Source organism: Luteimonas saliphila, from assembly GCF_016774335.1.
Lineage (GTDB): Bacteria > Pseudomonadota > Gammaproteobacteria > Xanthomonadales > Xanthomonadaceae > Luteimonas > Luteimonas saliphila.
This window is the reverse complement of record NZ_JAETWA010000036.1, coordinates 214-24,715: the sequence shown is the minus strand read 5'-3', so window position 1 is coordinate 24,715 and position 24,502 is coordinate 214. Positions and strand designations below refer to the sequence as shown.

Annotated in this window: 24 protein-coding genes; 16 read left to right on the top strand and 8 right to left on the bottom strand. The window is 70.2% G+C overall.

Annotated features, from left to right (window positions below; genetic code table 11):
* Nucleotides 1-457: 457 nt before the first annotated feature.
* From JMO03_RS09450 to JMO03_RS09420, 7 genes are all read left to right on the top strand, one after another.
* Nucleotides 458-919: a DMT family transporter gene (locus tag JMO03_RS09450; protein WP_202842758.1), complete on the top strand. Its 462-nt coding sequence runs from the start codon at nucleotides 458-460 to the stop codon at nucleotides 917-919.
* Nucleotides 916-1,539: an HD domain-containing protein gene (locus JMO03_RS09445; protein ID WP_202843031.1), complete on the top strand. Its 624-nt coding sequence runs from the start codon at nucleotides 916-918 to the stop codon at nucleotides 1,537-1,539. The genes JMO03_RS09450 and JMO03_RS09445 overlap by 4 nt, the downstream gene beginning before the upstream one ends.
* Before the next feature lie 150 nt (nucleotides 1,540-1,689).
* Nucleotides 1,690-2,055 carry a DUF6164 family protein gene (locus JMO03_RS09440; protein WP_202842756.1) on the top strand — a complete coding sequence of 122 codons (366 nt, stop codon included), beginning with the start codon at nucleotides 1,690-1,692 and terminating at the stop codon, nucleotides 2,053-2,055.
* Nucleotides 2,056-2,058: 3 nt separating this feature from the next.
* Nucleotides 2,059-3,369, top strand: coding sequence for an APC family permease (locus tag JMO03_RS09435; RefSeq protein WP_202842754.1), 1,311 nt, complete (start codon nucleotides 2,059-2,061; stop codon nucleotides 3,367-3,369).
* A gap of 100 nt (nucleotides 3,370-3,469) precedes the next feature.
* Nucleotides 3,470-3,724 (top strand): hypothetical protein, encoded by a 255-nt coding sequence (locus JMO03_RS09430; RefSeq protein WP_202842753.1) that lies wholly within the window; start codon nucleotides 3,470-3,472, stop codon nucleotides 3,722-3,724.
* Nucleotides 3,725-3,861: 137 nt separating this feature from the next.
* The gene (locus JMO03_RS09425; RefSeq protein ID WP_202842752.1) at nucleotides 3,862-4,632 is read left to right on the top strand and encodes a sulfurtransferase; all 771 of its coding nucleotides are present in this window, start codon (nucleotides 3,862-3,864) and stop codon (nucleotides 4,630-4,632) included.
* On the top strand, nucleotides 4,629-5,027 hold the full coding sequence (locus JMO03_RS09420; protein ID WP_202842751.1) for a hypothetical protein: 399 nt from the start codon (nucleotides 4,629-4,631) through the stop codon (nucleotides 5,025-5,027). The genes JMO03_RS09425 and JMO03_RS09420 overlap by 4 nt, the downstream gene beginning before the upstream one ends.
* On the opposite strand, the gene JMO03_RS09415 is transcribed toward JMO03_RS09420, so the two are convergent.
* The gene (locus tag JMO03_RS09415; protein WP_202842750.1) at nucleotides 5,012-5,839 is read right to left on the bottom strand and encodes a helix-turn-helix domain-containing protein; all 828 of its coding nucleotides are present in this window, start codon (nucleotides 5,837-5,839) and stop codon (nucleotides 5,012-5,014) included. The two genes, JMO03_RS09420 and JMO03_RS09415, sit on opposite strands and share 16 nt — an antisense overlap.
* A 132-nt stretch (nucleotides 5,840-5,971) precedes the next feature.
* Here JMO03_RS09415 and JMO03_RS09410 point away from each other — a divergent pair, with 132 nt between their 5' ends.
* Complete coding sequence (locus tag JMO03_RS09410; RefSeq protein WP_202842749.1) at nucleotides 5,972-6,382, top strand: hypothetical protein; 411 nt, start codon at nucleotides 5,972-5,974, stop codon at nucleotides 6,380-6,382.
* Nucleotides 6,383-6,446: 64 nt separating this feature from the next.
* On the opposite strand, the gene JMO03_RS09405 is transcribed toward JMO03_RS09410, so the two are convergent.
* A complete protein-coding gene (locus JMO03_RS09405; RefSeq protein ID WP_202842748.1) occupies nucleotides 6,447-7,205 on the bottom strand; it encodes a type 1 glutamine amidotransferase in 759 nt (252 codons plus the stop codon).
* Between the two features lie 178 nt (nucleotides 7,206-7,383).
* Nucleotides 7,384-9,333 (bottom strand): DEAD/DEAH box helicase, encoded by a 1,950-nt coding sequence (locus JMO03_RS09400; RefSeq protein WP_202842747.1) that lies wholly within the window; start codon nucleotides 9,331-9,333, stop codon nucleotides 7,384-7,386.
* A gap of 256 nt (nucleotides 9,334-9,589) precedes the next feature.
* Between JMO03_RS09400 and JMO03_RS09395 the strand changes: the two genes are divergently transcribed.
* Complete coding sequence (locus JMO03_RS09395; RefSeq protein ID WP_202842745.1) at nucleotides 9,590-11,191, top strand: protein adenylyltransferase SelO; 1,602 nt, start codon at nucleotides 9,590-9,592, stop codon at nucleotides 11,189-11,191.
* Between the two features lie 849 nt (nucleotides 11,192-12,040).
* On the opposite strand, the gene JMO03_RS09390 is transcribed toward JMO03_RS09395, so the two are convergent.
* The gene (locus JMO03_RS09390; protein WP_202842743.1) at nucleotides 12,041-12,751 is read right to left on the bottom strand and encodes an MliC family protein; all 711 of its coding nucleotides are present in this window, start codon (nucleotides 12,749-12,751) and stop codon (nucleotides 12,041-12,043) included.
* Between the two features lie 106 nt (nucleotides 12,752-12,857).
* Complete coding sequence (locus JMO03_RS09385; protein ID WP_425491818.1) at nucleotides 12,858-14,618, bottom strand: M14 family zinc carboxypeptidase; 1,761 nt, start codon at nucleotides 14,616-14,618, stop codon at nucleotides 12,858-12,860.
* A gap of 145 nt (nucleotides 14,619-14,763) precedes the next feature.
* Here JMO03_RS09385 and JMO03_RS09380 point away from each other — a divergent pair, with 145 nt between their 5' ends.
* Nucleotides 14,764-16,395 carry a POT-type proton-dependent oligopeptide transporter gene (locus JMO03_RS09380; protein ID WP_202842739.1) on the top strand — a complete coding sequence of 544 codons (1,632 nt, stop codon included), beginning with the start codon at nucleotides 14,764-14,766 and terminating at the stop codon, nucleotides 16,393-16,395.
* A 24-nt stretch (nucleotides 16,396-16,419) separates the two neighbouring features.
* Entirely contained in the window at nucleotides 16,420-17,025 is a 606-nt protein-coding gene (locus tag JMO03_RS09375) for a rhomboid family intramembrane serine protease (RefSeq protein WP_202843029.1), read from the top strand.
* Nucleotides 17,026-17,085: 60 nt separating this feature from the next.
* Here the strand turns inward: JMO03_RS09375 and JMO03_RS09370 are convergent, their stop codons facing one another.
* Nucleotides 17,086-17,268 (bottom strand): hypothetical protein, encoded by a 183-nt coding sequence (locus JMO03_RS09370; RefSeq protein ID WP_202842737.1) that lies wholly within the window; start codon nucleotides 17,266-17,268, stop codon nucleotides 17,086-17,088.
* Nucleotides 17,269-17,455: 187 nt separating this feature from the next.
* On the opposite strand from JMO03_RS09370, the gene JMO03_RS09365 reads away from it, so the two are divergent.
* The 5 genes from JMO03_RS09365 to cfa all read left to right on the top strand — a co-directional run bounded on the left by JMO03_RS09365 (nucleotide 17,456) and on the right by cfa (nucleotide 21,284).
* Nucleotides 17,456-17,737: a GNAT family N-acetyltransferase gene (locus tag JMO03_RS09365; protein WP_202842734.1), complete on the top strand. Its 282-nt coding sequence runs from the start codon at nucleotides 17,456-17,458 to the stop codon at nucleotides 17,735-17,737.
* A gap of 84 nt (nucleotides 17,738-17,821) precedes the next feature.
* A complete protein-coding gene (locus tag JMO03_RS09360; protein ID WP_202842732.1) occupies nucleotides 17,822-18,535 on the top strand; it encodes a pseudouridine synthase in 714 nt (237 codons plus the stop codon).
* 246 nt (nucleotides 18,536-18,781) lie between these two features.
* Nucleotides 18,782-18,994, top strand: coding sequence for a cold-shock protein (locus JMO03_RS09355; protein WP_202842730.1), 213 nt, complete (start codon nucleotides 18,782-18,784; stop codon nucleotides 18,992-18,994).
* A 286-nt stretch (nucleotides 18,995-19,280) separates the two neighbouring features.
* On the top strand, nucleotides 19,281-20,114 hold the full coding sequence (locus JMO03_RS09350; protein ID WP_238346043.1) for an RsiV family protein: 834 nt from the start codon (nucleotides 19,281-19,283) through the stop codon (nucleotides 20,112-20,114).
* Nucleotides 20,115-20,165: 51 nt separating this feature from the next.
* Nucleotides 20,166-21,284 (top strand): cyclopropane fatty acyl phospholipid synthase, encoded by a 1,119-nt coding sequence (gene cfa / locus JMO03_RS09345; protein ID WP_202842728.1) that lies wholly within the window; start codon nucleotides 20,166-20,168, stop codon nucleotides 21,282-21,284.
* A 22-nt stretch (nucleotides 21,285-21,306) separates the two neighbouring features.
* On the opposite strand, the gene treF is transcribed toward cfa, so the two are convergent.
* Nucleotides 21,307-22,887, bottom strand: coding sequence for an alpha,alpha-trehalase TreF (treF, locus tag JMO03_RS09340; RefSeq protein ID WP_202842726.1), 1,581 nt, complete (start codon nucleotides 22,885-22,887; stop codon nucleotides 21,307-21,309).
* Nucleotides 22,884-23,726 (bottom strand): NAD-dependent protein deacetylase, encoded by an 843-nt coding sequence (locus JMO03_RS09335; RefSeq protein WP_202842724.1) that lies wholly within the window; start codon nucleotides 23,724-23,726, stop codon nucleotides 22,884-22,886. The genes treF and JMO03_RS09335 overlap by 4 nt, the downstream gene beginning before the upstream one ends.
* Nucleotides 23,727-24,502 lie beyond the last annotated feature (776 nt).

The following is a 24,502-nucleotide window of genomic DNA, read 5'->3' as shown; positions in this document are numbered from 1 at the left end:
CGCCGCATGTCGTGACGCAACAGGAGACGTGACGTCACACCAGGTTCCATGGGTCCGCGACTGCATTTGGTGCGACGTGCGTCGTTCCAGTCACGCCTCGTAAGCGGGATTGCCGCGATCACGACGGCAACGGGAACGGAGGCGGACACGTAGTCCGGGTAGGCGCAGCGCATCCGGGGCCACCGCGATCGGCCTCTAGCCCGGCAGCGCCGCGGAGGCGCGCGCGCGAGGCGGGAATTCGGTCTGCGTGGAAGTCGCGCGACCCGGATGCGCTGCGCTTATCCGGGCTACGCAGCGAGCGCCGGGTGCGGATATGAACGCGTAGCCCGGGTAAGCGAAGCGCACCCGGGGAATCGTGATCGGCCCCCAGGCGCGCATCGCCCCGCATGCCGCGTTCCCACGCCCGACCCACTAGACTGGGCCGACATCCGACGAACGATCTCCGGAGCGAACGGGCATGAAGGGCTGGGCATTGCTGGGCATCGCGGCGGCGGTCGTGATCGGGGCGCTGCTGCCGCTGCAGGCGCTGGTGAACGCCCGGCTGGGCGCGCTGACGCAGGGCGCGCTGTATGCGTCGTTCGTGTCGTTCCTGGTCGGCACCTGCCTGCTGGGACTGGTGCTGGCGTTCACACGCACGCCGTTCCTCCCCACCGTATCGGTGGCCGCGCTGCCGGCCTGGATCTGGGTCGGCGGCGCGATCGGCGCGGTGTTCGTGTTCGCGGCCACCTGGCTGGTGCCCACGCTCGGCGCGGGAGCGATGATCTGCCTGGTCGTACTCGGCCAGGTGGTGTCCTCGCTGGTGCTGGACCACTTCGGCGTGCTCGGCACGGCGCGCCCGGCCGACCTCGTGCGCGTGCTGGGCGCGCTGCTGGTGATCGCGGGCGCGGCGCTGGTGGTGCGTCCCTGGCAACCGGGCTGACGGCGGCCGTGATTGCGCCGCCGCCGGGACAGTTCGAGGCGCTCGAAGCCGCCTACGCCGTGCCGCCGCGCGCCTACCACGACTTCGGACACGTGCGCGAAGTGCTGCGTCATTACGACGCGGTCGCGGCCGGGCCGGGCTGGGTGCAGCCGGACGAGGTACGGCTGGCGGTGCTGTACCACGACGCGGTCTACGAGGCCGGTCGCCGCGACAACGAGGCGCGTTCGGCGCGGTTCGCCGTCGACGAGATCGAGCGCTGGCTGCCCGGCGCGGGCATCGACCGCCGGCGGGTCGCCGAACTGATCGAGCTCACCGCGCGCCACGGACAGTTCGGGCCGCACGATTTCGGCAAGACCGCGGTCGCCGCCGACACCCGCCATTTCCTCGACTGCGACATGGCGATCCTCGGCGCCGAGCCGGGCGTGTTCGACGCCTACGATCGCGCCATCGCCGCCGAGTACCGCGGGCACGTGCCCGACTGGCTGTTCCGGTTCAACCGTCGCCGCTTCCTCAAGTCGCTGCTGGGCAAGCCGCGGATCTACCTCAGCGACTTCTTCCACGAACGCCTCGACGGCCGGGCCCGCAACAACCTGCGCCGTGCAATCACCAGCAAGCGGTAGGAGCGCCGTCAGGCACGATCCGGCCGGACGCGATTCACGACGGGCGCGAGTTGCCGCAAGGCGTGCGAGTCCGTCCTGGCGTGCAGGATCCGCGACGGGCGTGCATGATAGGGAACGACCAGCTTCGCGCCTGAAGGCGCTCCTACCGCGATGGCGAAACTGCTGCTCAACCTGCGCCACGTGCCCGACGACGAGGCCGACGACGTCCGCGCCTTGCTCGAGGCCGCGCGGATCGACTACTACGAAACCCGTCCCGGGCCGCTCGGGATCTCCGCCGGTGGCATCTGGGTCCGCAGCGACGACGACGTGCCCGAGGCGAAGCGGCGGATGGCCGAGTACCAGCGCGAGCGTGCGCTGCGGGTGCGGGCCGAACACGCGCAGGCCAGGCGCGAGGGCACCGCGGAGACGTTTTCCGACCTGGTGCGCGCGCAACCGCTGCGCGTGCTGGTGATCGTGGTCGCGATCGCGCTGCTGCTCGGGCTGATGGCCCTGCCTGCCTACCTGATCGGGCGCTGAGCGATGGCGTCCACGGCGCAGGGCGGCCTCGTCCGCGGCATCGGACGGGGCAGCATGGTCGCGCTGTTCATCAATTCCGTGATCGGCGCGGGCATCTTCGGCCTGCCCTCGCGCGTGCACGAGCTGCTGGGGCCGTACGCGCTGCTGGCGTACGTCGCCTGCGCGCTACTGGTGCTGCTGGTGGTGTTGTGCTTCGCCGAGGTCGGCAGCCGCTTCGACGACACCGGCGGGCCGTACCTGTACGCGCGCACCGCGTTCGGTCCGTTCGTGGGATTCCAGGTCGGCTGGCTGGTGTGGCTGACGCGGGTCACGGCCTTCGCCGCCTTGTGCAACCTGCTGATCGACTACCTCGCGCATCCCTGGCCGGTGCTGGGTTCGGGCGGCGGGCGCGTCGCGGTGGCCACGCTGGCGACCGTGGTCATCGCGGCGGTGAACATCCGCGGCGTGCGCACCGCGGCGATCGTCGCCAACGTGTTCACCGTCGGCAAGCTGGTGCCGCTGGTGCTGTTCGTCGCGGTCGGCCTGTTCTTCGTCGAGCCGGCGCGCTACGTGCCGGCCTCGACCCCAGCACCGATGGAGTTCACCGCCGCGATCCTGCTCCTGGTGTTCGCCTTCACCGGTTTCGAGACCGCGACCGTGCCGGCGGGCGAGGTGCGCGAACCGCGGCGCACGCTGCCGTTCGCGATCCTGGTGTCGATGGCGGTGATCGTGCCGCTATACCTGCTGATCCAGGCCGTGGCGATCGGCACGCTGCCCGGTCTCGCGGATTCGGCCACGCCGCTGGCCGATGCCGCCGGGAGTTTCGCCGGGAGCCTGGGCGCAGGCGTGATCGTGCTGGGGGCGGTGGTGTCGATCTCCGGCACGCTGAACGGACTCGTGCTGGCGGCGCCGCGCATCCTCTACGCCATGGCCGAGCGGGGCCAGTTGCCGGCCGCGTTCGCGCGCACGCATGCGCGCTACCACACGCCGTACCTTGCGATCGGGCTGACCGCCGCGTGCATGCTGGTGCTGACCTTGTCCGGCTCGTTCCTCACCGCGGTGGCGCTGAGCACGATCACCCGACTGCTGGCGTACGGCGCCACCTGCCTGGCGATGCCGGTGCTGCGGTGGCGCGAAGGTGTCGGCGTGGCACCCGCCGCCTTCACGGTACCGGCCGGCACGTGGGTGGCGGGCGTCGCCCTGCTGGTGATCGCCTGGCTGGTGCTGCACGCGGGTGTCGGCGAGTTGCACAACGTGGCGATCGCGATGGCCGTCGGCGCCTTGCTGATGTGGCTTGCAGGACGTGCAGGGCGCGGCACAGCCTCGCGCGCATGACTTTCGGCATGCCCGGCCACCGGACACGCACGGTAAGGTCCCGGATGCGGGCCGCCTTCGGTGCTCCGCGTCTTCCTCCCTCCCGCTCCGGGGCAGTCTGATGTCCAGACCACTCTTTGCGCTCGTGTTTTCCCTGTGCCTGTCCGTCGCATGGCCATTCGTCGCGCAGGCGCAGCGCAGCCTGTCGTTCGACGCGCATGCGCTGCCCGAAGGCGGTGCGGTCGCGATCGCAGTGGGCGAGGGCCTGCCGGAGGGCGAAGCTTTGCGGCCATCGACGCGCGCAGCGGCGGTGCCCTGCATCGCGCGGCGCAGACGGAAGGATTCCGGGGCAAGGCCGATAGCACGCTGGAACTGAATGGCTTCGGTGGCTACGAGCGGTTGTTGCCCGAAGGCGCGTCCGGGTTCGGCGTGCGGCTGCTCGACCGCTTCGTGCGCGAGCACCACGAGTAGGGCAGTGTCGGGCCGTTCGACCGGCCGGCTTACAATGCGGCCATGATCCGCAATATCGCCGCCTACCGCTTCGTCGAGATCGCCGACCCGCCGGTGCTGGCTGCCGACGTGCGCACCTGGGCGGAAGCCGGTGGACTCCGTGGCACCGTGCTGGTCGCGCCCGAGGGCGTCAACCTGTTCCTGGCCGGCACCGATGCGGCGGTTGGAACCTTCCTCGGGCATCTCCGTGCCGATGCGCGGTTCGCGGGAATCGTGGTGAAGGACAGCTGGAGCGCGGCGGTGCCGTTCGCGCGGCTCAAGGTCAAGACCAAGCGCGAGATCATCAGCTTCCGCCGCGACGGGGCTTCGCCGCTGCGCGGGGATCGCGCGCCGGCGGTCGCCCCGCACGTGCTCGCACGCTGGCTGGCGCAGGGCGTGGACGACGCCGGGCGACGCGTGGTGCTGCTCGACACCCGCAACCGCGAGGAAACCGCGCACGGCGCGTTCGAAGGCGCGCTGACCCTGCCGATCGACAACTTCACCGACCTGCCGATGGCGCTGGCGCCGCATCGCGATTCGCTCGCCGATGCGACCGTGGTCAGCTACTGCACCGGCGGCATCCGCTGCGAGAAGGCGGCGCTGTGGATGCGCGACAGCGGCATGGACCACGTGTTGCAGCTCGACGGCGGGATCCTCGGTTACTTCGAAGCGGTCGGCGGCGTGGGCTACGCGGGCCGTTGCTTCGTGTTCGACGAGCGCGTGGCGCTGGACACGGCGTTGCGGCCGCTGGTCGATGGCGATGTTGCGGTTGCGCCGAAGGAGCTCGCGGCATGAGCTGGATCGGGCTGGTGCTGCTGGTGATCGGAATCTACCTGGCCTTCAAGCTGGTCGGGGCATTGCTGAAGATCGCGATGTTCGTGCTGGCGCTGGTCGGCGCGTACTGGCTGGCGGCGCCCTACATGGGCTGGCCGACGGTGTCGGAACTGGTCTACGTGCTGGGCCCGGATTTCGGAGGCAAGCGCATCGAGGACGTGGTCCAACCTTCGGCGGTGGCCGGCGAAGTGGCCGATCGGGTCGTCGACGGTGTAGTGGCGGGCGTCGTCGAGCGCATCGCGCCATCGCCGCAGCCGTTGCCGGAGCCTGGGCCGATGTCCGGGCCGGCGCTCCCGCCGGCAGACGGCCACGGCGTGCCGACGCCGCTGCCGGAGCCGGCTCAGCCGATCCGGTAGGGCGCGTCGCGCCGCAGGAACGGGATCGTCGCCATCGCGCGCAGGAACCCGGTGGTCCGCAGCACCTTCGCCGTCTTCGCATCGGCCGGGAAGAACGATTCGATCGCCAGTTCCGACAGCGTCACCGCCACCGGCGTGCCGAACACCGTGGTGGTGCTGAGGAACGACAGCTCGCCGACTTCCGAGCGCATCCGCATCGGCACCACCACCGCATCCGGATCCGGCGCTTCGTCGTAGGCGGGCGCCGGATACGCCGCCAGTTCGTCGTGCAATGCCGACAGGGTCGCATCGCCGGTGGCGTCGACCTGCTGGCGCAGGCGGTGCAGCAGGTGCGCGCGCCACTGGCCGAGGTTGACGATCCGCGGCGCCACGCCTTCCGGGTGCAGGCTCAGCCGCAGCACGTTGACCGGCGGCACCAGCAGCTCCGGCGCGACGCCCTTGAGCAACGGCGCCAGCGCGCGGTTCGCCGCCTGCAGGTGCCAGTGCCGGTCGACCGCCAGGGCCGGGTAGGGCTCGTGCCCGCGCAGCACCAGTTCGATCGCCTTGCGCGCTTCCTGCAGCGACGGATCGTCGATCCGGCGCTCGCTGTAGACCGGCGCGTAGCCGGCGGCCACGAACAGCGCGTTGCGCTCGCGCAACGGCACCTCCAGCCGGTCGGACAGGCGCAGCAGCATCGCCCGGCTCGGCAGCGAGCGTCCGGTCTCGATGAAGCTCAGGTGGCGCGAGGAGATGTCGGCCAGGCCGGCGAGGTCGAGCTGCGAGAGATGACGGCGCTGGCGCCAGTCGCGCAACTGCTCGCCGACGTTGCGCATGGGGGCAGGGGACGAGTTCATGCCCGCCACGATAGCCGCTCGCGCCGGAGCGGACGCCTACCTCGCGGGTAATCGCTTCGATGACCGGCTGCGCCCAGCATGGCGGCGTCCCATCCAACCGAGGAACCCGCCATGAACCTGCGCAAGCTGCCAGCCCATCCCGGTTTCCTCAAGCGCGTGCTGTTGATCGACGCGATCGCCTCCGGCGCCACCGCGGTGCTGCTGGTCGCGGGCGCCGAGCTGCTGGCGCCGGTGCTGCAACTGCCTGCGGGCCTGTTGCGCGGCGCGGGCGTGGTGCTGGTGCCCTTCGTGGCGCTGGTCTACGGGCTGTCGCGACAGGCATCGCCGCCACGGGGCGCGATCGCGGCGGTGGTTGCGACCAACTTCGCCTGGGTAGTGGCGAGCGCCTGGGTGGCGTTCGGGGGCGCGTGGCAGCCCAGCCTGGCCGGGGTCGCCTTCGTGATGGCGCAGGCGGCAGCGGTGCTGGTGTTCGCCGACCTGGGCTGGCTGGGCCTGCGCGCGACGCGCCGCGTATCGGCCTGACTTGACCAGGCCGTGCGCCAGGGCCGCTGCAACCCGTCGGCCCTGGTCCACCGCCGACCGTCGGCTATTCGCCGAACTCGCGCGAGGGCAGCGCCACCCGCCGCTGCGGCCGCCCGACCAGGTCGAGGAAGTTGTTGAACACCGCGTCGGCGCTGGCCTGCATCGTGGCGATGTGCTCGCGGGTGTGGGCGCGGATCGCGGCTTCGTCGTGCAGGCCCTCGCGGCGCTCGAGCTCGGCGCGGTAGCCGGGGGTCGCCAGCCAGCGTTCGATCAGCGGCTCGTCCATCTCCAGGTGGAACTGGAACCCGTAGGCCTTCTCGCCCCAGCGGAACGCCTGCTGCTCGCAGGTCTCGCTGCGCGCCAGGTGCACCGCGCTGCGCGGGATCTCGAAATGGCGGCCGTGCCACTGGAACACCGGCGCCTCCTCGCCCAGCGGTGCCAGCACCGGGTCGCTGCGGCCGGCCTCGGTCGCCTGCAGCCGGTACCAGCCGATTTCGGGCGTGTGATGGCGTTTGACCGGCGCACCGAGCGCGTGCGCCAGCAACTGCGCGCCGAGGCAGATCCCGAGCACCGGCTTGCCCTGGCCGAGCATGCGCTCGATCGCCTGCAGTTCGGTGCGCAGATGCGGGCGATCGTGCTGCTCGTCGACGTTCATCGGCCCGCCCAGCACCACCAGGCCGCGGTAGCGGTCGACGTCGGGCTGCGCGTCGGGTTCGCGCTCGAAGTTGACGAAGCGGATGCGGTGGCCGCGGCGCCGGATCAGCGGATCGAGCGTGCCCAGCGGTTCGGCGGCGACGTGCTGGAAGACGAGGATGCGGGACATGGCGCGATTCTATGGACGCGGTGCGGGTCGTGGAATCGACGGTTGCGGCTGTGACCACCGGATCGGGCCCCGCGACGGCGACAGCGGGCCACCACGGCGAGGCTCGACACTTCCCGTCGCATGCGCCGATCGCATCGTCCGCGCGGCCTGCAGCGGACGATGAAGCCAGCTGCGCCGGTCAGCGCCCGCGATGCGGCGACTTGCCCTTGCGCGGCCCCGCCGGCTTGCCCGGCGCCGTGCCGCCCGGACGACGGCGCGGAGCTGCACGGCTGTCGTCGTCCGCGCGGCGGATCTTCAGTTGCTGGCCCGACACCCACACCTTCTTCAGCAGTTCGAGGATCTCGCGTGGCATGCCCTCGGGCAGGTCGACCAGGCTGTGGTCGTCGCGGATGTCGATGCGGCCGATGTAACGGCTCTCGAGCTCGGCCTCGTTGGCGATCGCGCCGACGATGTTGCCGGGCTGCACGCCATGGGCATGGCCGACCTCGATGCGGAAGGTCTCCATCGCGAAGCCGGTGTCGGTGCCGGATCGGGCGGCCCGTTCCGGGCGCTCGCGTGGCGTACGCGAGGGCACGGCGGGCTCCGCCTCGAAGGCCGCTTCGGCCGCATTGCGCACGGACCGTTCCTCGCGCGCGGGTTCGCGGCGCGGCTGGGCGGCTGGCGCGGCTTCGCGCCGGGGATGCGCCGGAGCGGGGGAGGTGGCTTCGCGTCGGGGATAGGCCTGGCCGGGCGCCGCTTCCCGCCGCTCCATGCGCTCGCGCGGACCGCGGCCCTCGTCGCGATGCGGGCGTGGCTTGTCGGCGGACGCCGGGAGCAGCAGCGGCGTGTCGCCCTGCACGATCTTCGCCAGTGCCGCGGCGATCTCGACGGCGGGCACGTTGTGTTCGCGCTCGTAGCGTTCGACGAGGTCGCGGAACATGGCGAGGTCCGGGCTCTCGAGCGCCCCGGTCACGCGGTCGAGGAACTTCGCGACCCGGCGCTCGTTCACCGTCTCCACGCTCGGCAGCTGCATCGCCTCGATCTTCTGCCGGGTCGCGCGCTCGATCGCGCCGAGCATGCCGCGCTCGCGTGGCGCCGCGAACAGGATCGCCTCGCCGCTGCGCCCGGCGCGACCGGTGCGGCCGATGCGGTGGACGTAGCTTTCGGTGTCGTAGGGAATGTCGTAGTTCAGCACGTGGCTGATCCGCTCCACGTCCAGCCCGCGCGCGGCGACGTCGGTGGCCACCAGGATGTCGATGCGGCCGTCCTTGAGCGACTGGATGGTCTTCTCGCGCTGCTTCTGGTCGAGATCGCCGTTGATCGCGGCCGCGGCGAACCCGCGCGCCGCCAGCTTCTCCGCCAGTTCCGCGGTGCCCAGCTTGGTGCGCGCGAACACGATCATCGCGTCGAACGGTTCGGCCTCGAGGATCCGAGTGAGCGCATCGAGCTTGTTGGTGCCGCTGACCATCCACACCCGCTGGCGGATGTTGGCCGCGGTGGTGGTCTGCGACTTGATCGCGATCTCCACCGGGTCCTTGAGGTAGGTCTGGGCGATGCGCTTGATCTGCGATGGCATCGTCGCCGAGAACAACGCCACCTGGCGCGTGGCCGGCGTCTTCTTCAGCACCGCTTCCACATCGTCGATGAAGCCCATGCGCAGCATCTCGTCGGCTTCGTCGAGGATCAGCGTGCGCAGTTCCGACAGGTCCAGCGAACCGCGATCGAGGTGGTCGATCACCCGCCCGGGCGTGCCCACGATCACGTGCACGCCGCGCTTGAGCGCGCTCAGCTGCACGCCGTACGCCTGGCCGCCGTAGATCGGCAGCACGTGGAAGCCGGGGAGGTGGGTCGCGTACTTCTGGAAGGCCTCGGCCACCTGGATCGCCAGTTCGCGCGTGGGCGCCAGCACCAGCACCTGCGGCTTCCTGGCGGCGGGGTCGAGTCGTGCGAGCGCGGGAAGGGCGAAGGCCGCGGTCTTGCCGGTGCCGGTCTGGGCCTGGCCGAGCACGTCGCGCCCCTGCAGCAGGGGCGGGATGGTGGCGGCCTGGATCGGCGAGGGTGATTCGTAGCCGACGTCGGCCAGCGCCTGCATCAGCGGCGGCGGCAGGCCGAAATCGGCGAAATGGACGGCTGGGGCGTCGGCGCTCATGGCGTTCCGGCCGGCGCCGGACCTTGAAAATCGGGCGCACAGTGTACGCGGCGGCAGGTCATGGCGCCGTCGCGCACCGCAGACGCCGCGCCCGTTAGCATGGCGTTTTCCTGTTGATGGCGACCATGCGACGCGTGTCCGATCCCTCCCGATGGCGCCGTCCGCCCGCCTGGCGGCTCAGGTTGGCGCTACGGCCCAGGCCGTCCCTGCGCCCGCGATCGTGTCGCTGGCCGCTGGCGGTCCCAGGGGCTGGCTGATGCGCGCCTTGCGTTTCGACAACGCCATGCTGCGCGAGCTCCCCGGCGATCCGGAGTCGGGTGCGCGGCTACGGCAGGTGGACGCGGCCTGGTCGCGGGTGCGGCCGACGCCGGTCGCCGCGCCGGAGTTGCTGGCGCATTCGCGCGAGCTGGCGGCCGAACTCGGCCTGACGGAGGCGGACGTGCATGGCGCCGAGTTCGCGCAGGTCTTCGCCGGCAACGCGCTGCTGCCGGGCATGGATCCGTACGCCGGCAACTACGGAGGACACCAGTTCGGCCACTGGGCCGGACAGCTCGGCGACGGCCGCGCGATCACCCTGGGCGAGGCGGTGCTGGCCGATGGCGGACGCCGCGAACTGCAGCTCAAGGGCGCAGGACTGACGCCGTATTCGCGCAGCGCCGATGGCCGCGCGGTGCTGCGCTCGTCGATCCGCGAATTCCTGTGCAGCGAGGCGATGCACCACCTCGGCATTCCGACGACGCGCGCGCTGTCGCTGGTGGCGACCGGCGAGCAGGTGGTGCGCGACATGTTCTACGACGGCCACCCGCAGGCCGAGCCGGGCGCGATCGTGTGCCGGGTGGCGCCGTCGTTCCTGCGCTTCGGGCATTTCGAACTGCCGTCCTCGCGCGGCAATGTGGACCTGCTGCGGCGGCTGGCGGACTTCTGCATCCATCGCGATTTCCCGCACCTGCTGGGCGGAAGCGAGCGCGAGCCGCTGGACGCGTTGCGGGATCGTGGCGCCTTCACCGAGACGCTGTACGGCCAGTGGTTCACCGAGGTCTGCGAGCGCACCGCGCGGCTCGTCGCCGGCTGGATGCGCGTGGGCTTCGTCCACGGTGTGCTCAACACCGACAACATGTCGATCCTCGGTCTGACCATCGACTACGGCCCCTACGGCTGGATCGACGACTACGACCCCGACTGGACCCCGAACACCACCGACGCGCAGGGTCGTCGCTACCGCTTCGGCTGGCAGCCGCGGATCACGCACTGGAACCTGGGGCAGCTGGCGCATGCGCTGTCGCCGCTGTTCGCGGGCGTGGAGCTTCTACAGGCCGGGCTGGACCGACATGCCGCGGCATTCGCGGAAGCGGAACGCGACAACGTGGCGCGCAAGCTCGGGTTGGCGGAGTGTCGCGACGACGACCTCGCCCTCATGCAGCGGCTGCAGGCGCTGATGCAGGCGGCGCAGGCCGACATGACGTTGCTGTTCCGCGCGCTGGCGGACATCGAACCGGCGCAGCCGTCTGTGGATGTGTTGCGCGAGGCGTTCTACGACGAAGGCCTGCGCGAGGCGCACGAATCGGCGTTCGCCGCATGGCTGCGGGACTATGCCGGCAGGCTGGCGCTCGATCCGCTGGACCTCGGCGAGCGCCGGGCGCGGATGCATGCCGCCAATCCGAAGTACGTGCTGCGCAACTACCTGGCGCAGCAGGCGATCGACCGTGCCGAGGCCGGGGATCCCTCCGGCATCGCCGAACTGCTCGAGGTGATGCGGCGTCCATACGACGAGCAGCCCGGGCGCGAGGCGTTCGCCGCCAGGCGTCCCGAGTGGGCCAGGTCGCGCGCCGGCTGCTCGATGCTGTCGTGCAGTTCCTGAGGAACCGGAACGACGCTTCGCTTCTTCCTGGCAGGAAACTGCCGCGCATCCGCCTGCGCTCCTCACCCAATGCCGCCATGACCGGCGCGGCAGATCCCGCGTCACCGCAAGTTCGGACGCAGCCGGCGGGCGGCCCACCTTCGTCGGATGCCCGGGCGAAACGAGGCTGTTTTTCTAACCGTGGGAAAGCTCCGCGTCCGGCCACTGATCGCGGGCCAGGTGCGGATGCCCTTGGGTACGAATGTCCCCCGGCAACGGCCTGCGGCCGTCGCCTCCTCCTTGATTTCGCACCCAAGGACATCCGCACCCGGCACACCTGAACCGGTGGCGGACCGGCAGAGCGCAAGCCGAATCACAGGCGCTTGCCGCACGATCCGCGAGCCAAGCCCCACCGTGGCCGGTAGGCCTTTGCGGCGAAATCAAGGGGGAGGCATCCGCCCGGGGGCGGATGCCGGAGGACATTCGCCGCAAAGGCCTGCCGGCCGCGGCGGGGCCCCTCAGGTCGGCACGGGGTGTGGCGACGCGGCGACATCGGCCTCTGACCGGCGAACGAACCCACCTCGCAGACCATGACGACGATCATGCCGCGCATCGCCTCGCAACAGATGCCCTGCTCCGGATCTGGTCGAAGAAAGAAAAGGCCGGCTTATTTGCCGGCCTTCTTTTCCTTCTTCACAGCGCGCTTTTCCTTCAGCGACTTTTCCGGCTTCTTCTTGTCTTCCTTGCGCTTGTCCAGGTTCTTGGCCATGACGGTCTCCGGTGGCGTGGCGGCGCAAGCTTACTGCGTCCCGTGGCCGCCGGACAGGGCCGGACCTTGAGCGCCGGCCGAGCCGTCCGCTGGCCCGGGATTCATTCCTGCAGGAAGGCCCCGCAACCCGCGTAGGTCTCCCCGCCGACCGTCAGATCGATGCTCGCCGGATAGCGCTCGTCGCTCATGCCGTCGCTGCAGTCGCTGCGGGCGATGCGCAAGGTGACCTCGCTGCCGTCGTCGGCCCGGCCGGCGAATCCTTCGCCCTGGTCGAGGGGTGCGAGCTGCGCGACGACCAGCCTGCGCTCGCCCATGTCCAGGTCGAGCAGCAGTCGCGGGGCGGGGCCGCCTTCCACCTCCAGCGACCAGAACGGCTCGGTGCCCAGGCCGCGGAAGTGCGCCCCCCGGCTGCGTGCCTCCTGCCAGGGCGAGACCTGTTCGGTGACGGTGCAGGTATGGCTGACGCCGTCGAGGGTGAGGGTCGCGCCGTCGCCCTTGTTCCAGAACTCGTTGCCGGCGGTATCGGCGTAGCGCGCGCCGGACGCCGCCACCGCCTGGGACAGGCGCGTGCGGGCGGTGCCGATCGAGAGGGTGACGTGGCCGGCGGCGTTGTCGAACTCCGCACCGACGAGCAGGTCGCCGCAGCGGAAATGCGTGGTCGCGATCCCGGGCATGGGAGACGGCGTGTCGAAGGCGGGCGTTTGCCCTGCGATTTCCGCCTCCGGGACCGCCGGCTCGGCCGGCCGGTCGGGGCTGCAGGCGGACGCCAGCAGCAGCGCAAGGATGGCGGTACAGGCAGGCAGGGCGCGCATGGCGATCCTCCTTTTGGGCGGCTGCGGCACTGTCGGCCAAGGCCGATGCGAACGCAAACGGGGGTCTTCGGAGTTCTGCCGCGCCGGCGACCGCCGATCCTCGCCGCTACAGGGGCAGGCGATCGGTGCGCAGCACCGGATACAGGTCCAGGCGTTCGTCCCACGAGGGGTGGCGCCGATGGAAGAACTCCAGGCGCGCGGAAGCATCGCCGGCAAAGTCGGCGTCTTCGCGCAAGCGGCGCTCGAACTCCGCCTTCAGCGCCGGATCGGCCGCCAGCATCTCGCGCGCCACGGCTTCGGCCACGTAGGCCTCCATGTACTCCTTGCGCTCGAAGGCATTGTTGAACAGGCCCCACTGCAGCAGCGAATCCGGCGCCTGCGGTTCGAGTAGCGCCATCGCCAGCCTGGCCTTCGGCTGCGCGATCGGCACGAACAACGAGCCGGCAGGCACGTCGCGACGCTCGGTCGCCCAACGGCCTTCCACCGCCAACCGCTGGTGGCCCTCGACCGAGCCCGCCGCCAGCTGCTTGCCGGTGGCGCGGAAGGTCTCGACGTCCGCTTCCGGCAGCGTGGCTGCGAGCGTGGCGTGGACGATGCCGTGGGCGCGCAGCCGCTCGCCGACCTGCGCGGCGAACGCGGCAGGCACCAGGTAGCCGCCGCGCGGCGCGTCCACGACGGTACGCGGCACGATCTCATCGCGCAGAGGCACCTTCCATACCTGTGGGGTGGCCGGGTCGTAGCGCGTCATCGGCGCACCCGAGATCTCGGAGGGCGTGCGCGTGTAGGCGTATCCGCGGAAGTCGATCGTGCGGCTGCGGGCGGTGGCCTGGTAATCGAGCGCCACCGGCGCGCCTGCAAGCTCGCGCGCATCGGCGGCCCTGGCCAGCGCCATCCATTCGCGGCCCTGGCGGGCGACCTGTTCGAGCACCGAGACGATGGTGTTGCGGGTGATGCGCACGCGTACCGGGTACTCCTTCCACGAGTGCGTCTCGACCAGCATCGCCAGCCGGTTGCGCAGCAGGAAGTAGCCGGTGGAGAAGCGTGGCGGCGACACGCCGTCCTCGAAGCCCGAAGCCGGATCCTGGTAGTCCTCGAACGAGGGGTAGAACGGCAGCGGCAGCGAGCCCTGCGCCGCGAGGTCGGCCATGGTGCGCCCGCGCAACGCCAGGCCGGCCGCGCGCAGGTCCTCGTCGCCGCCGTGCAGCGGCTCGACCTGGATCGAGATGTCGTGCTCGAACTGGGCGCCGTTGGTGGCGTGCAGATCGATTGTGGCGATCGGATCCCAGGCCTCCACCAGCGCCAGCATCGCCCGCATCTCGAGCGAATCGGCCTTGGCGTAGTCGCGGTTGAGATTGTAGTTCTGCGCCGTGGTGCGCCAGCCCATCTCCTCCGGGCCGCGCTGGTTGGGGCGGTTCCAGGCGCCGAAACGCTCGTGGCCGTCGACGTTGAACACCGGCACGAACACCCACACCAGATGTTCCAGCGCACCCGCGGCGGCCTCGCCCTCCAGCACCTGCCGCAGCGCGAGGAAGCCCGCATCCTTGCCGTCGATCTCGCCGGCGTGGATGCCGCCCTGCATCAGCACCACCGGCAGGCCCCGTTCCCGGGCGGCCGCGGGCGTCAGCGCTCCGCTGCGCGAGACCACCAGCGCCTTCATCGGCCGGCCTTCGGGCGTGGTGCCGAAGTCGATGCAGCGCACGGCGTCCGGATGGCGCTGCGCGAACGCCGTGCACAGCGCGATCGTCTCGTCGTAGCGGCCGGTCTTCACGAACCCGCTGCGCTCGGCTTGCGTGGACAGCGACGCTGCGGCCAGGGCGGGGAAGGAGGCGAGCAACGCCGCGAGGGCGCAGGCGAGGGTGGCTTGCATCATCGGAGTCGGCCGGCGGGACGGTACGCGCATGATGCCAGCGCAGCGCCGCCGCCGACCCGTGTCGACGGTCCGGCCCGCACGGGCGCCTGCGGGCGCGATGGGTTAGCCTTCCGGTTCCCGCCATCCCCGGACCAACCGCCGCATGACGACCGCCGCCACGCCCGCCTCCCTGGGCCGGATGCCCCGCCAGATCAAGTACATCATCGGCAACGAGGCCTGCGAGCGGTTCAGCTTCTACGGGATGCGCAACATCCTGGTGCCGTTCCTGATCAGTTCGGTGCTGCTGCAGTATCTGCCCCAGGGCGGCGACCGCGAGGCGATGGCGAAGGACGTGTTCCACACCTTCGTGATCGGCGTGTATTTCTTCCCGCTGCTCGGCGGCTGGCTGTCGGACCGGTTCTTCGGCAAGTACAACACCGTCCTGTGGTTCTCGCTGATCTATTGCGCCGGCCATGCCTGCCTGGCGTTGTTCGAGGACAACCGCACCGGCTTCTTCACCGGCCTGTTCCTGATCGCGCTGGGCTCGGGCGGGATCAAGCCGCTGGTGGTGAGCTTCTGCGGCGACCAGTTCGACCAGACCAACAAGGACAAGGCCAAGCTGGTCTTCGACGCCTTCTACTGGATCATCAACTTCGGTTCGTTCTTCGCCTCGCTGTTCGCGCCGCTGCTGCTGCGCAACTTCGGGCCCGCGGTGGCGTTCGGGGTGCCGGGCGTACTGATGTTCATCGCCACGGTGATCTTCTGGATGGGGCGCAAGCAGTACGTCAACGTGCCGCCGTCGGGCAACGACCCGGACTCGTTCCTCAACGTGGTCCGCACCGCGCTGCGCGAGCGCCGAGCGGGGCAGGGCAATGCCGGCACGCTGGTGGCATGGGGCGGGATCGCGGTGGCGGCGCTGATGCTGGTGCTGTGGGCGCTCAAGGCGCTGGGCGTGGGGCTGGCATGGTGGCCCGACTCGTTCGGCTTCGTCATCACCGCCTGCCTGGCGCTGGGCATGCTGATCGCGTTCGGCGGCTGGGGCGCCTCGCTGCAGCTCGATCGCGCGCGCGGCCGGCACCCGGACGCGGCGGTGGACGGGGTGCGCGCGGTGCTGCGGATCCTGATCGTGTTCGCGCTGGTGACGCCGTTCTGGTCGCTGTTCGACCAGAAGGCCTCGACCTGGATCATCCAGGGCAACGCCATGGTGATCCCGCACGACCAGTGGTGGTGGCCGAGCTGGCTGGTCAAGGAGCCGGCGCAGATGCAGGCGCTGAACCCGCTGCTGGTGATGCTGCTGATCCCGTTCAACAACATCGTGCTGTACCCGCTGTTGCGGCGGATGGGCTTCGTGGTCACGGCGCTGCGTCGCATGGGCTGGGGCATCGCGATCTCGGGCGCGTCCTGGATCGTGGCCGGCGTGCTGCAGCTGTGGATCGACGGCGGCGCCGACGTCTCGCTGGCCTGGCAGTCGCTGCCCTACCTGCTGCTGACCTTCGGCGAGGTGCTGGTGTCGGCGACCGCGCTCGAGTTCGCCTACAGCCAGGCCCCGCATGCGATGAAGGGCGTGATCATGGCGTTCTGGTACCTCACCAGCACCTTCGGCAGCCTGTGGGTGCTGCTGACCAACGCCGGCGTGCGCAACGACGGCTTCAGGGCGATGATCGCGCAGACCGGCATGAGCGAGCCGGCGTTCCTGATGTTCTTCTTCGCCGCGTTCGCGTTCGTGGCGGCGCTGGCGTTCGCGCTGTATGCGCGCACCTACCCGATGCAGGACAATTACCGGATCGCGACCTGAGCCCGGGCCTACCGCATGCAATCGATCGTCACCTTCATCCTGATCGGCGTGACCGTGCTGGTCTCGTGGCAGGCGTTCAGCAACCGCAGGCTGCTCGACCGGCTGATCCTGTGGCCGCCGGCGATCGACCGCCACCGCCAGTACGACCGCCTGGTCACGCACGGCTTCATCCACGCCGACGCCCAGCACCTGCTGTTCAACATGATCACGCTGTTCTTCTTCGGGCGCGCGATCGAGCCGGTGTTCGTCGAGCGCATCGGCCACCTCGGGTTCGCCGCGTTCTACCTGTCGGCGATCGTGATGGCGATCATGCCGACCTACTTCCGCCACCAGAAGGACGCCGGCTACCGCAGCCTCGGCGCCTCGGGTGCGGTCTCGGCCGTGCTCTTCAGCTTCATCCTGTTCGCGCCGTGGAGCCTGATCTTCGTGTTCTTCCTGCCGGTGCCCGCGATCGTGTACGCGGCCCTGTACATCGGCTACTCGATCTGGATGGATCGCCGCGGCGGCGACAACGTCAACCACAGCGCGCACCTCTGGGGCGCGGCCTACGGCATCCTGTTCACGGTGCTGATGGAGCCGCGCGTGGCGAGCACGTTCGTGGCGAGACTGCTCAGTCCTTCGTTCGGATAGACAGGCGCGGAGAAGCGCGACTGGCCTGACGCCGGTGGTCGGCCCCGGTGTCGCAGGGGATCAGACGGCGGTCGTCTGCACGCTGCGCTGGTCGCGATCGGCATCGGTGACCCGGTAGGTCTGTTCCAGGCCGCCGTAGATCAGAGAATCGAGCTGGGTGAATTCGAGGTTGTCGACCTCTCCATTGCGGACGAGTTCGAACAGGCGGCCGATGGCCTGGTGCTGGGTGGTGCTGTCGATCATGGGGCGCCCCGCGATTCGTTTCGGTTCCTCTGAGGGAAGCAGGTTCCATGCCAGCCTTAAGCGTGATGAAGGTCAACTTTCTTCCGCCCTCCTGCGTCACCTCGCTGGCGCCCGGTGCCGACTTGACGGTCAACCCGGACGCGGCACGCCACAATGGCGCCGTTGCGGCTTTGCAGGACGGATGACGATGGACGCGACGACGATCGAACACGTTCCCGGCAGCGCGTTCCACGCCCACGTCGCGGGCGACCGGGGCGTGCTGGAGTACGGCCTGTCCGCCGGACGCATGGAGATCGCCCATACCTTCGTGCCGGCGGCGCTGCGAGGGCGGGGGATCGCGGGCCAGCTGGTTCGCGCCGCGCTGGATCATGCGCGGGCCGAAGGCCTTGCGGTGGTGCCTGCCTGCCCGTATGCCGCCGGGTGGATCGAGCGCCATCCCGTCTATGCCGACCTGGTGGCGGACCGCTGATACGGGACCGGCGGCTGCCCGACGCCGCGATGGGCCAGCCGATCTGCCAGACTGCGCGCCCCCGAACGTCGCCACGACCCCGCCATGCGTCTCAACCGCTACATCAGCGATACCGGCCATTGCTCGCGGCGCGAAGCCGACCGCCTGATCGGCGAGGGCCGGGTCAGCGTCAACGGCGCGCGCGCGCGCATCGGCGCCGAGGTCGGCGAGGGCGACGAGGTGCTGCTCGACGGTCAGCCCCTCAAGCCACGCAGCGCGGCGAAGGGCAGGCGCCGGTACGTGTACATCGCGCTCAACAAGCCGGTGGGCATCACCTGCACCACCGAGTCGTCGGTCAAGGGCAACATCGTCGACTTCGTCGGCCACGAACAGCGGATCTTTCCGGTCGCACGGCTGGACAAGGAATCCGAAGGGCTGATCCTGCTCACCAGCAACGGCGAGATCGTCAACGCGATCCTGCGCGCCGAGAACAAGCTGGAGAAGGAATACCTGGTGGCCGTGAACCATCCGGTCACGCCGGAATTCCTGCGCGGGATGAGCCGCGGGGTGCCGGTGCACGGCCAGGTCACGCTGCCGTGCCGCACGGGCAAGGTCGGTCCGTTCGGCTTCCGGATCGTGCTGGTGCAGGGGCTGAACCGGCAGATCCGGCTGATGGCCGCGCACTTCGGATTCCGGGTCAAACAGTTGCGGCGGATGCGAATCGGGCCGGTACTGCTGGGTCGCCTCAAGCCCGGCCAGTGGCGGAACCTGACCGACGCCGAGCTGGCCGCACTGCTCCCGGGCCGGCAGGATTGGTAGGGTCGGCCCCAGGGAGGGGGTTTACACATCGCGCTGAAAGTGCGCTATCGTGCGCGGACTGTTCAAGGCCGGGATCACGGTACATCGTGGCTCCGATGCGGTAGATCACGAGAGTCCAAAGCCGTCCATGGCGGCCGCTCCAGGCGATCCGCTCCATCGTTCGCGTTACCCCTTGCTCGATACAGTCCAGGCACCCCGTGTGGGACCTGGTATCCATCCCACTGTCTAGTTTCAAGGAGTAGCTCCATGTCTGGAGATCGTCAGAGCGGTACCGTCAAGTGGTTCAACGACGCCAAGGGCTTCGGCTTCATCACCCCGGAAAGCGGGCAGGACCTGTTCGTCCACTTCCGCTCGATCCAGGGCACCGGCTTCAAGTCGCTGCAGGAAGGCCAGAAGGTCACTTTCAAGGTCGTGCAGGGCCAGAAGGGCCTGCAGGCCGACGAAGTGCAGCCGCTCTAAGCAGCCGCTCGCTTCCAGGCGACACGCAGCACCAAGGCCCCGGGAGGCGACACCCGGGGCTTTTTCTCGTTCCGGGCGGATTGCGGGCGAAGGATTCCCGGCGCTTGCGTCCGCTGCCGGTAGTCCTCGTGCGGGAACCCCGCGTTCCCGTTTCCGTGCCCCCGCGATCGCGGTCGGTCCCGCGGCTCGCGGTCTTGACTCCGCGTGCACTGCCGGCTTGTTACAAAATCGTTAGGTCGCGCGTATGCTGCGCGCCGAAGCGTCGTTCACAGGGGAAAGTAGGGACATGAAGCGGTTGCTCACCATCGCCTTGCTGCTCACGCTGATCGCGTGCCGGCGCGAGGCCGCGCCACCGGCACAGACCGAACCGGCGGCCGCGCCGCCATCGCTGGCCGCGGGCGTGGAGCCCCTGCGTGAGCCGGTGGTGCTGGAGGACGTGGTCGAGAGCGATCCCCGCTACATCCTCGGCATCACCTATCCCCCGGCCATCGACAAGTACCCGGGGCTGGCGGCGGAGCTGAAGGCGTATTCCGACGCCGCCCGGGCCGACCTGCTGGCGGCGGTGGCCGAGCTGGACGCCGACACCGGCCCGACGCTTTACGACCTCGCGCTGGAGTTCAAGATCATCGCCGACACGCCCGAGGTGTTCGCGGTGGCCGCGGACGGCAGCAGCTTCACCGGCGGTGCGCATGGCGCGCCGCTGATCGCGCGTTTCGTCTGGCTGCCGCAGCATGACCGGCTGCTGACCGCCGACGCGCTGGTCCCCGACCCGCGCGCATGGCGCGAGGTTTCCGCCTTCGTGCGCGAGCAGTTGCATGCCGCGTTGTCGCAACGGGTGGATGCCGACGACCTGGATCCCGTCGAGCGCGAACGCGTGGTGCGCTCGGCGGGACGGATGATCGACGAGGGCTCCACCCCCGAGGCGGACAGCTTTTCCGAGTTCGAGCCGGTTCTCGGCGCGGACGGACGTCTGGCCGCGCTGCGCTTCGTGTTCCCGCCCTACCAGGTGGGCCCGTATTCCGACGGCGCGCAGGCGGTGGAAGTGCCGGCACGTGTGCTCTTGCCGCATGTCGCCGCCGACTACAGGCCGCTGTTCTCCGCCGATCCCACCCCGCGTTAGACTGGTCCCGCGGGCGCCGACGGGGAACGTCGCCGGCGCGAGGGCGGGAGCATGCGGGAAGATCGATTTCTCGGCCGTTTGCAGGCACTGCTCGCGGAGGCGGACGTCCGCGTCGACGGGCTGCGCCCCTGGGACCTGAGGCTTCAGGGCCCCGGCGTCCCGGCGCGCCTGCTGTCGGGCGGCTCGCTCGCGCTCGGCGAGTCGTACATGGACGGCGGCTGGGACGCGGACTCGCTCGACGGCCTGCTCCAGCGCCTGCTGGCCAGGGGACTGGACCGGCGCGTCCACAGCTTCGCCGACCTGCGCCTGGCATTGCTCGCGCGACTGTTCAACCTGCAGCGCGGCCGTCGCGCGCACGTGGTCGGCGAGCGCCACTACGACCTCGGCAACGACCTGTACGCGGCGATGCTCGGCAGCCGCATGGTCTACAGCTGCGGCTACTGGCGCACGGCCGGCGACCTCGACGCCGCGCAGGAAGCCAAGCTCGACCTGTGCTGCCGCAAGCTCGGGTTGCGGCCGGGCATGACCCTGCTCGACATCGGCTGCGGCTGGGGCGAAATGCTGAAATTCGCCGCCCAACGCTACGGCGTGACCGGCGTGGGCGTGACGATCTCGCGCGAGCAGGCCGGATACGCCCGCGACCTGTGCGCCGGCCTGCCGGTCGAGATCCGCGTGCAGGACTATCGCGAGCTCGACGGAACCTTCGACCGGATCGTCTCGATCGGCATGTTCGAGCATGTCGGAGTGAAGAACTACGGCGCCTACTTCGACCTGGCGCGTCGCTGCCTCGCGCCCGACGGCCTGTTCCTGCTGCACACCATCGGCGGCAACGTCAGCCGCACGCACACCGACCCGTGGATCGCGAAGTACATCTTCCCGAACTCGATGCTGCCCTCGGCGGCGCAGCTCGCCGCGGCGCTGGAGGGGCGCTTCGTGATCGAGGACTGGCACAGCTTCGGCGCCGACTACGACCGCACCCTGCAGGCCTGGCGCGACAACATCGAGGCCGCGTGGACGACGCTGCCGCCGCGCTACGACGAACGCTTCCGGCGCATGTGGCGCTATTACCTGTCCGCCTCGATGGCGTGCTTCCGGGTACGCCTGATCCAGCTCTGGCAACTGGTGCTGTCGCCGCAGGGGGTGGCGGGCGGCTACGTCGCGCCGCGCTGATCGGCGGCCAGGCGCGACGCGGTCAGGGATCGACGGCGGCATCCGGATACAGTGCGATCAGGGCGCGCAGCACGCCGTTGGTCCAGCCGAAGCCGTCCTGCAACGGGTACTCGCCGCCGCCCGCGGCCGCTTCGCCGGTGACGTCGTACTTTTCCACCAGCTTGCGCTGGTCTCGGAAGACCTGCAGGTTGCGGCGGATCCAGCGGTGCGCGACTTCGGCCGCGAACTCGCGTTCGCCGTAGCGTTCCAGGCCGCGGATGGCCAGCCACTGCAGCGGCGCCCAGCCGTTGGGCGAATCCCATTGCTCGCCGCTGCGCACGGTGGTGGTGGCGAGCCCGTGCCTGTGCAGCAGCCGTTCGCGCAGGGTGGTGGCGACGCGGGCGGCCTGCGCTCCGTCGGCGATGCCGAAGTAGAGCGGGTAGACCGTCGCCAGCGTCGGCTGCCCGGTGGTGCGCGCTTCGCGCCAGAGCAGGTCGGTGAAGGCGCCCAGGTCCTCGTCCCACAACACGCGCCGGATCGCGACGGCGCGAGCGTCGGCGCGCGTGCGCAGGACGTCGGCGCGCTCGCTCCGACCCGAAACACGGTAGGCCTCGGACAGGGTGGTCTCGAGCGCGTGCACCAGACTGTTGAGGTCGGGCGGCACGAGTTCGACGGTGCGGATGGTGTGCAGCGAGCGACCGTCGGCGAGCCAGCGCGAACTGAAGTCCCATCCGCTCTCGGCGCCTGCGCGCAGGTTGCGGTAGACCTCGGCGGCGGGGCGCGTCGAGGCGGCGGCCGTCGCCACGTCCATGATGTGGCTCTCGTCGCGCGGGGTGTCGCAGTCGTCCCAGTAGCGGTTGAGCAGGGTACCGTCGCGCAAACGTACGACGCGACGATGCGAGGCGCCGGGCGCGAGCATATCGGCGCCGGCCATCCAGAAGGCGTATTCGCGCTCGAGCTGAGGCAGGTAGCGCGCCAGCGCCTGCGGACCCTCGCGGTCCGCCAGCAGTCTCACCATCGGCGCGAAGAACGGTGGCTGCGAGCGGCTGAGATAATAGGTACGGTTGCCGTTGGGCACGTGCCCGTAGCGGTCGATGAGCGCGGCGAAGTTGTCGACCATGCCGCGCACCAGGTCGTGGCGGCCGCCCTCCACCAGCCCGAGCATGGTGAAGTACGAATCCCAGTAGTAGATCTCGCCGTAGCGGCCGCCCGGCACGATGTAGGGATGCGGGAGCGGCAGCAGCGAACTACGCGCGTCGCCGGGCTGCGGCTGGCGCTCGAGTTCCCGCCACAGCCGGTCGATGTGGTCGACGACATCGTGGTCCGGGTCCGTGCGGTAGCCGCCGCCCGCCGGTTGCGGCAGTTCGAATCGGGCTTCGATGAAGGCGCGCAGGTCGAAGCCGGGGTCGCCTCGCCACTGCGCGTATTCGGCCGCGATCGCGGCTGGTGGCTGGCGCGGGATCGCGTCGACCATCGCCTTGGGATCCGGGAGCGCACGCTGCGCCTGCGCGAACAGGTCGCCGTAGATCGCGGGGAAACCGGCCACGCACTGCTGCGCCAGGGCCGGCAGCGGGGCCAGCCACAGCAGCATGGCGAGCCCGGATGCGGCGAGTCGCAAGCTCATCGCAGGGCCTCCTCCAGCAGGGGGCCGATGTCGCCGTCGATCCGTAGGTCGGCGATCGCATCGGCGCGCGTGCGCCCCCGGTTCAAGATCGCCAGCGGCAGGCCGGCCGCGGCGGCCAGGCGCGCGAAGCGGAATCCCGACCAGACCATCAGCGAGGATCCCGCGACGAGCATCGCATCGCTGTCGAGGAGGGCCTGCTGCGCGTCCGCCACGCGCTGACGCGGGACGTTCTCGCCGAAGAACACCACATCCGGCTTGAGCAGGCCGCCGCAGTAGAGGCAGTAGGGCGGGGTGAAGCCCTCGATGGCTGCGTCCTCCAGATCCGCATCGCCATCCGGCGCGCTGGACGCGGCTCCTGCCTGCCAGTCGGGATTGGCATGCGAGATGTCGGCCTGGACGGCTTCGCGCGGGCTGCGTGCGCCGCAGTCCAGGCACACGACCTCGTCCAGCCGTCCGTGCAGGTCGATCACGCGCCGGCCCCCTGCCCGCTGGTGTAGGCCGTCCACGTTCTGGGTCAGCAGCAGTTGCAACTGCCCGCGCTGTTCGAGCGCCGACAGCGCATGGTGTGCAGCGTTGGGCACGGCGGCGAGAAAGCGCGGCCAACCGATGCTGCTGCGCGCCCAGTAACGGCGGTAGGCGGCGTCGCTGCCGGTGAACGCCTGCAGGGTGATCGGCGGCGTGCGTTTCCAGTCGCCGTTGCGGTCGCGGTAGTCGGGAATGCCCGAATCGGTGCTGCACCCGGCGCCGGTGAGCACGAACACGCGCCGGTGGCGGGCGAGCCAGTCACGCAGCACAGCGGCCGATTCGAGGTCGCTCGCGGTTTCGGGCAATGCGGACATGGAGGAATGCTAACCCCAGCTGCGTGCTGAGGCTTTGGATCCAGGTCGCACGCTGCGTTGCATAGCGAAAGAGCTTCGGTCGGACGCCACGCCCTGTCGCCCGGTAGTCGCTCTCCCCTCGGTCGGGCCGCTATGCGGTCCGGCCCGGCGCAGCACGCCGGGCGTTCGCGCGGATGCGCGGCATGCCGCGCAAGCCATCCGCACTCACCCTGCCCCGACTCGGGCGCGCGCCATCCATGGCGCGCTTACCGCGACCACCGGGCGACAGGGCGCGGCTCGTAGCAGCTCATCGGCGTCTCTTCCAGAAAACCTCGGACACATGCGATGCCCGTCGAACGCGAACTTGTACTTGCTGTTGCCCACCGGACCCTGCTGAGTCACGCTCTTTTGAGCGCTGGCGTCGGGAAGGCCTCTGTAGGAGAAGAGCCTCGCATAGAAGTGCGTGAAAAGCGCGGTGCTGGACGGGTCCGGAAGCCGTGCGTGGGCGGCGGGGACCGCGACAAGCACGCCATGGACGGCGTGCGCCCGAGTCAGGGCAGGATGCCCTGACCGAGGGAAAAGCGGTTCCCGCCGCCCACGCACGGCGTGGTTCCGAAGCGTCCGTTTGTGATGTGCCAGGAACGCCAAAAAAGGTTCTTCTCCCATGTGAGGGAGCCTGGCCTGGTTGTCAGGGGGTGGTCCCGGGCTTGCGGCTCGGGGCGTTCCGGGCCGGGGATTGCCACTCGGACCGCGCGCGGTCCGGCCGGCACAGCGCGCCGGCGCTCACGTGCACGCGC

What these genes read in the sequence shown, in the direction of transcription:
- JMO03_RS09410 (WP_202842749.1), top strand. Translation starts at nt 5,972, where the DNA reads ATGAACCTGCGCAAGCTGCCAGCCCATCCCGGTTTCCTCAAGCGCGTG.
- treF (WP_202842726.1), bottom strand. Translation starts at nt 22,887, where the DNA reads ATGAGCTTGCGACTCGCCGCATCCGGGCTCGCCATGCTGCTGTGGCTG.
- JMO03_RS09370 (WP_202842737.1), bottom strand. Translation starts at nt 17,268, where the DNA reads ATGATCGACAGCACCACCCAGCACCAGGCCATCGGCCGCCTGTTCGAA.
- JMO03_RS09385 (WP_425491818.1), bottom strand. Translation starts at nt 14,618, where the DNA reads ATGCAAGCCACCCTCGCCTGCGCCCTCGCGGCGTTGCTCGCCTCCTTC.
- JMO03_RS09400 (WP_202842747.1), bottom strand. Translation starts at nt 9,333, where the DNA reads ATGAGCGCCGACGCCCCAGCCGTCCATTTCGCCGATTTCGGCCTGCCG.
- JMO03_RS09350 (WP_238346043.1), top strand. Translation starts at nt 19,281, where the DNA reads ATGAAGCGGTTGCTCACCATCGCCTTGCTGCTCACGCTGATCGCGTGC.
- JMO03_RS09380 (WP_202842739.1), top strand. Translation starts at nt 14,764, where the DNA reads ATGACGACCGCCGCCACGCCCGCCTCCCTGGGCCGGATGCCCCGCCAG.
- JMO03_RS09430 (WP_202842753.1), top strand. Translation starts at nt 3,470, where the DNA reads ATGTCCAGACCACTCTTTGCGCTCGTGTTTTCCCTGTGCCTGTCCGTC.
- JMO03_RS09335 (WP_202842724.1), bottom strand. Translation starts at nt 23,726, where the DNA reads ATGTCCGCATTGCCCGAAACCGCGAGCGACCTCGAATCGGCCGCTGTG.
- JMO03_RS09390 (WP_202842743.1), bottom strand. Translation starts at nt 12,751, where the DNA reads ATGCGCGCCCTGCCTGCCTGTACCGCCATCCTTGCGCTGCTGCTGGCG.
- JMO03_RS09440 (WP_202842756.1), top strand. Translation starts at nt 1,690, where the DNA reads ATGGCGAAACTGCTGCTCAACCTGCGCCACGTGCCCGACGACGAGGCC.
- JMO03_RS09435 (WP_202842754.1), top strand. Translation starts at nt 2,059, where the DNA reads ATGGCGTCCACGGCGCAGGGCGGCCTCGTCCGCGGCATCGGACGGGGC.
- JMO03_RS09420 (WP_202842751.1), top strand. Translation starts at nt 4,629, where the DNA reads ATGAGCTGGATCGGGCTGGTGCTGCTGGTGATCGGAATCTACCTGGCC.
- cfa (WP_202842728.1), top strand. Translation starts at nt 20,166, where the DNA reads ATGCGGGAAGATCGATTTCTCGGCCGTTTGCAGGCACTGCTCGCGGAG.
- JMO03_RS09415 (WP_202842750.1), bottom strand. Translation starts at nt 5,839, where the DNA reads ATGCGCAACGTCGGCGAGCAGTTGCGCGACTGGCGCCAGCGCCGTCAT.
- JMO03_RS09365 (WP_202842734.1), top strand. Translation starts at nt 17,456, where the DNA reads ATGGACGCGACGACGATCGAACACGTTCCCGGCAGCGCGTTCCACGCC.
- JMO03_RS09360 (WP_202842732.1), top strand. Translation starts at nt 17,822, where the DNA reads ATGCGTCTCAACCGCTACATCAGCGATACCGGCCATTGCTCGCGGCGC.
- JMO03_RS09355 (WP_202842730.1), top strand. Translation starts at nt 18,782, where the DNA reads ATGTCTGGAGATCGTCAGAGCGGTACCGTCAAGTGGTTCAACGACGCC.
- JMO03_RS09425 (WP_202842752.1), top strand. Translation starts at nt 3,862, where the DNA reads ATGATCCGCAATATCGCCGCCTACCGCTTCGTCGAGATCGCCGACCCG.
- JMO03_RS09450 (WP_202842758.1), top strand. Translation starts at nt 458, where the DNA reads ATGAAGGGCTGGGCATTGCTGGGCATCGCGGCGGCGGTCGTGATCGGG.
- JMO03_RS09405 (WP_202842748.1), bottom strand. Translation starts at nt 7,205, where the DNA reads ATGTCCCGCATCCTCGTCTTCCAGCACGTCGCCGCCGAACCGCTGGGC.
- JMO03_RS09395 (WP_202842745.1), top strand. Translation starts at nt 9,590, where the DNA reads ATGCGCGCCTTGCGTTTCGACAACGCCATGCTGCGCGAGCTCCCCGGC.